At 70.5% G+C, this 5,167-nt stretch carries 5 protein-coding genes and 1 tRNA gene; 4 read left to right on the top strand and 2 right to left on the bottom strand.

The genetic code is table 11. The features are described from left to right. Positions 1-163: 163 nt before the first annotated feature. Positions 164-907: a type 1 glutamine amidotransferase gene (locus tag AC08OT_RS19045; RefSeq protein WP_476595955.1), complete on the bottom strand. Its 744-nt coding sequence runs from the start codon at positions 905-907 to the stop codon at positions 164-166. Between the two features lie 78 nt (positions 908-985). Continuing rightward, on the bottom strand, positions 986-2,236 hold the full coding sequence (locus AC08OT_RS19040) for a MurT ligase domain-containing protein (protein ID WP_476593326.1): 1,251 nt from the start codon (positions 2,234-2,236) through the stop codon (positions 986-988). A 419-nt stretch (positions 2,237-2,655) separates the two neighbouring features. Between AC08OT_RS19040 and AC08OT_RS19035 the strand changes: the two genes are divergently transcribed. The 4 genes from AC08OT_RS19035 (at position 2,656) to AC08OT_RS19020 (ending at position 4,842) form a co-directional block, all read left to right on the top strand. Continuing rightward, complete coding sequence (locus AC08OT_RS19035; RefSeq protein WP_476593328.1) at positions 2,656-3,147, top strand: tRNA adenosine deaminase-associated protein; 492 nt, start codon at positions 2,656-2,658, stop codon at positions 3,145-3,147. Positions 3,148-3,255: 108 nt separating this feature from the next. Then, positions 3,256-3,702: a tRNA adenosine(34) deaminase TadA gene (gene tadA, locus AC08OT_RS19030; protein WP_462187576.1), complete on the top strand. Its 447-nt coding sequence runs from the start codon at positions 3,256-3,258 to the stop codon at positions 3,700-3,702. 126 nt (positions 3,703-3,828) lie between these two features. Next, positions 3,829-3,915: transfer RNA gene (locus tag AC08OT_RS19025), tRNA-Ser, on the top strand. A gap of 285 nt (positions 3,916-4,200) precedes the next feature. Beyond that, positions 4,201-4,842 carry an NAD(P)-dependent oxidoreductase gene (locus AC08OT_RS19020; RefSeq protein WP_476593329.1) on the top strand — a complete coding sequence of 214 codons (642 nt, stop codon included), beginning with the start codon at positions 4,201-4,203 and terminating at the stop codon, positions 4,840-4,842. The last annotated feature ends 325 nt before the right edge of the window (positions 4,843-5,167 follow it).

Genomic DNA, 5,167 nt, shown 5'->3' with positions numbered 1-5,167 from the left:
GTGGAACTACATGTTCACTTCCCGTAGACCCGACATAGAATAATCAAGTTATTTCAATGCAAATCCAAACCTGGTAGCAGATGACGACAAGACCTGAGTCAGACCAGGTCTGTCCGCCTTGTCCCCCCAAACTTGCCCCCCCAAAAAAACGCCAGGGGACGCGTCAGGTGACGGCCAACGCGCGGCGCCGGGCCTGGCGCAGCACCTCCACCTCGCGGGGCGCGCCCAACGGCGGCAGCGGACCGTGGACCCAGCTCAGCAGGAAATCGGCGAGGGCGGGGTTCTGCGCGAGCACCGGCCCGTGCAGGTAGGTGCCGATGACCCGGCCATCCACAATGCCGTCCGTTCCGCCGTCACCGTCACCGGTCCCGAGCCGGACCGTACCGAGCGGGATGCCGTTCGCGCCGGGCAACCGCCTCGTCCGCCCGGCGTGATTCTCATACCCGTACAGGGTGGGCAGGCCGAGCCGTGCGTCCGGTTCCACCACGATGTCCCCGACCGCACGCGGCGGCGGCGCGTCCGACGGGCCGAAGGAGCGACGGGTCTCCACGCCGACGAGATTCAGCCCCTCGTGGATCTCCCCACCGGACGGGAAGGTCGCGCCGATCACCTGGTAGCCGGCACACACGGCGAGCACCGCCGCTCCCGAGCTCACCGCTCGCCGGATCGCCCGGTTCTGCCGGATGCCGTCCGCCGCGAGGACCTGCGGTGCGTCCTCACCCCCGCCGAGCAGGTAGATATCACAGCTCTCGGGCACCGCCGACCCCGCGGGAACGTTCACCACCTCGACCGGCAGACCACGCCAGCGCAGGCGCTGGGACAGCACGATCGCGTTACCGCCATCACCGTAGGTACCGAGCAGCTCGGGGTAGATCAGCGCGATCCTGGTCACCGAGCCGCCCGTCATCGCGTGGATCCCCTCATTGCGTCACCAACCTCACCGCGTACACAACCTCGCCGCGTACACAACCTCGCCGCGTGGACCTCACCGCGTGGACCTCACCAGCAGATCGCGAAACGCCGTGTAGTTGGCGACGACGTCGACCACCTTCTCGTTGGCGGCCAGGGCCGCGTCCTCCGCGCTGGCATACACGCTGTGCGGCACCTCCGCATAGGCCAGCCGCACGCTCATGTCCTCCTTACGCTCCCCGGTGACCAGCACCTGCCTGCCGGCGAGCCGTTCGAACGGCACGTCCCAGATCCAGGACGGATCCCGCCCGTCAGCGGTCTGGGAGTTGAAGTCGATGACGACAGGCCGCGGCAGCGCGTCCGCCAACAGCTCCATCATCTCCACCCAGCCGGCGGGGTTCTTCGCCAGCAGCAGCCGGCCTCGGTGGCCCTCCTCGCCGAGCGCCACCTCCTGATAGCGACCCTGCACATCGCCCAGGCCGGTCATGGCCGCAAGCGCATCCTCGATCTCGACGCCGAACTCCCGGGCCGCGGCGGCGGCCATCGCCGCGTTACCGAGGTTCACCCGTCCGGGCAGATCGAGCCGGGCCGCGATGGTGCGGCCGTACCAGAGCAGTTCCCGGGAGCCGGTGACCGCGACGATCGGCTCGGGCCTGGCCAGCCCGCACTCGGACCACCAGCCACTGCTGTTGCGGTACAGCAGCCGGGCGCACTGCGGGCAGACCATCGCGTCCGCCGTCCAGTTCTGCCCCGCTGACACCCAGACCTGCCGGTGCCAGCCCGCCGCAGCCCAGGCCACCAGGGGATCATCGACGTTCGCGACCACCGTCGTGTCGCGCAGCTCCGAGCCGAGCTCACGCCACATGGCGGCGATGCGCCGCGTCTCGTTGGACCGGTCGAGCTGGTCGCGGCTGATGTTCAGCAGCAGGACCACCCGCGGCGAGATCTCCCTGGCCACCTTCGGCAGCCAGATCTCGTCCACCTCGAGAGCCGCCGCCGCGTCGAACGGCGGCCGGGACAGCGCGGCCAGCACCCCGGGCGCCATGTTCGCCCCGCCGCTGTTCGACTTGACCGGCCCCAGGGTGCCCAGGGCCCGGGCAAGCAGCCGCGTGGTGGTGGTCTTGCCGTTGGTGCCCGACACGCAGGCGGTCATCCGGTGGGAGCCGACCTCTGCGAGCGCCCCCGGGGACACCCGCAGCGCGAGCTTGCCACCGATCATCTCGCCGGAACCACGGCCGAGCCGGCGTGACGCCTCGGCCGCCAGACGTTCAACGGCGAGCGCGGCCTGGGTCCTGGCGGTGAACCGGCGGGGGATTGATGTCGTCATCGCGGTTTCTACAGTGCCACGACGGCACCGGGCGGCGAAGCCCGCCCCGTCTTCCGTTCCGATAGATCCCGGTCCAGTCCCCGGTCATCGGCCCGGTACCACCCGGTAGCGCCCCCGGACGGGGGTTTGTTCCGGCCGGACATTACCTCACGTGAGCTGGCGTTACCCATAGTCCGCCAGGGAAGGTGTCGACCGGACCACCGTGGCGGAATCGACGCGGCATCGCGGTAGAACTCACCCGACGGGGTGAACCGGAATACCCACGGCCGCCCCCACAGGTGAGAATCACAGGTGGAACACGGCTGGTCGGCGCGGGTGCGCCGGTTCGGCCACCGGGGGCCGCGCCGGGCGGGCATTCCGGACCGGCACGGCCGGCACGGGTCCGCCGCGCGGTTGCAGAAGGGACGTGAGGGCGCACAGTGACCACGAAGGCAATCGCGATCACGCAGGTACACGGCCACTGGTCGGTGCACGATCTCGACCCGACCGACGCCGACGACCTCGACGCCCTCACCGACATGATGCGGGATCTGGGTGACGGCCCCGTCATCGCCTTCATCGAGGAGGACGACGAGTACCTCGCGGTGGTCTGCGTGCGTCCCGACGACCCGGATCCGCAGGTCTTCCTCTCTGATCGCCGGGTCCTGGTGACCTCCGATCTCGCCGAACGCCTGTTCGCCGACACGCTGCCCTCGATGGCGGGGCTGATCACCGCGGACGACGAGGATGACGCGTCCGCCGTCGCCCATGCCGCCCCCGTGGGCGATCTCGATCTACTCGGCGATCTGGGCACCCCCGCGGAGGCGTTGTTGGAACTGATCGGCGAGGAGGGGATGCTGCCGGGCGATGTGATCAGCGCGCTCAGCGAACGGGCCGGGGCGGGGGAGATCCTCGACGACGCACGTGGCTGAGCTCACCGGTCCGGCTAATCCGGGATGACCGATCCCGACGAGTACCCCCGGGCGGGCGCTCCCGCCCGGCTGAGCGGTCCGCCCGGACCAGGCCGCTTCCACGAGGCGATGGGGCTCGCCCTGCGCGAGGCCCGCCTGGCCCCGGACCACGCCGATGTCCCGGTGGGTGCCCTGGTGGTGACCGAGGACGGCACGGTGCTCGGACTCGGGCACAACGAGCGGGAACGCGGCGCCGATCCCACCGCCCACGCCGAAATGATCGCCCTGCGGGCGGCCGCGCGCCGGACGGGTTCCTGGCGGCTACCGGGAGCCACCCTCGTGGTCACGCTGGAGCCCTGCACCATGTGCGCGGGGGCCCTCGTGCTCGCCCGGGTGGACCGCCTCGTCTACGGTGCGGTCGACGAGAAGGCCGGGGCGGTCGGCTCGCTCTGGGACGTGGTGCGGGACCGGCGGCTCAATCATCGACCCGAGGTGGTTGCCGGGATTCGCGCCGGCGAGTGCGGCGCGCTCCTGGCGGAGTTCTTCGCCGCGCGCCGACGCCCGGCGGGGCGCTAGCCGGCACACCGCCGCCACGCTCGCCCGGTTCGGGACGACGGGACGACGGGGTGCCGTCTCGGCGCCGTCGGACCCCTACACACCCCGGCGAACCGGACTCTCGCGACGTCCGGTAGGCTAATCCACGGTGGAGTCGCCTAGTGGCCGAGGGCGCACGCCTCGAAAGCGTGTGAGGGGGCAACCCCTCCGTGGGTTCAAATCCCACCTCCACCGCCCTATCGGTACGTCTCACTATTCGCGTGCTGCCCAGCCGGCCAACCAGCCACGATGCTCCCGCACCCGGCTCCTCCCGCACCTGGAACGCCGGCTCGAGCAGCGGCTGGCTGGGCCCGCACAGCGGTCCCGGAGGATCAAGCCCGGACAGACGTCGACTTGCAGTCGCCGCGGAACGTGAAATAGTAAACGCGGAAAGTAATTCACTACTGACCATGACGCCCGCGGATGGATACCCGCGGGCGTTTCCATCAGCTGCACGACCGGCGAGTCGGAGGCAATGGCATGGCGAGAATCGTTATTTTTGGTGCCGGTGGTCAGATCGGGCGCCGTATCACCGACGAGGCGATTCGACGGGGGCATGCGGTCACCGGTGTCGAGCTCGACGCGGCCCGGGTGAAGAAACTTCCCAAGAAAGCGAACGGCGTGGTCGGCGACGTCACGTCCCGCGATTCCGTTCAGCGGCTGGCGCAGGATGCGGACGCCGTCATCGTGACGATCGGCGGCGCGGACCGCCCGGTGCACGCGAACGCTGCCCGCACGCTCGTTGACGTCCTGCCGCGCATCGGCGAGCCGGCGCCGAGCATCCTCCACGTCTCCAGCGGGGGGACCCTGGAGGACGAGAACGGTCAGCGTCTCGTGGACACCCCGGGCTTCCCGGCCGCCGAGCGCAAGGACGCTCTTGACCAGGCCGACGCGCTCGACGTCTACCGCGGCGCCCGGAACGTACGGTGGGCCGCCATCACCCCGCCGCCGCAGAACGTGGGCCAGGGAAAGCCCCGGGGAGGGTACCGCACCGGCAATGACCGGCCGGTGGTGGACGCCCAGGGCAACACGGGCATCTCCCTGGAGGATCTCGCCGTCGCGGCCCTCGACGAGATCGAGAAGCCGCGGCACCGCAACCGGCGGTTCAGCGTCGGCAACTGAGCCACGCGCCCGGGCGGGCGGCACGGGTCGGACCCACCCGCGCCGCTCCGGGCGGCACGCCCCGTACCCCGGACCGGCGGGAAGACCGAACCGGCGGGAAGACCGAACCGGCGGGAAGACCGGACGGCGGGGAGAGGGAGCTCATCGTGGCGAGGATCAGGCCATCGTGGCGAGGATCGCGCTGATGTCGTCGACGGTGGTCCGCGGGTTGACGATGGCGAACCGGGCGACGGTCTCGCCCTCGTGCACGGTGGGCGGAACGAACGCGAAACCGTCCCGCAGCAGGTTCTCGCTCCACCGCCGGTAGTCCCCGGCCTGCCAACCC

This window comes from Frankia sp. CgJB1 (genome assembly GCF_977947065.1).
The sequence above is the reverse complement of the archived record's forward strand: the minus strand, read 5'-3'. Positions and strand labels throughout refer to the sequence as shown.

Coding starts and splice junctions, on each gene's coding strand:
- AC08OT_RS19045 (WP_476595955.1), bottom strand. CDS start 907: ATGACGGGCGGCTCGGTGACCAGGATCGCGCTGATCTACCCCGAGCTG.
- AC08OT_RS19040 (WP_476593326.1), bottom strand. CDS start 2,236: ATGACGACATCAATCCCCCGCCGGTTCACCGCCAGGACCCAGGCCGCG.
- tadA (WP_462187576.1), top strand. CDS start 3,256: ATGGGGCTCGCCCTGCGCGAGGCCCGCCTGGCCCCGGACCACGCCGAT.
- AC08OT_RS19020 (WP_476593329.1), top strand. CDS start 4,201: ATGGCGAGAATCGTTATTTTTGGTGCCGGTGGTCAGATCGGGCGCCGT.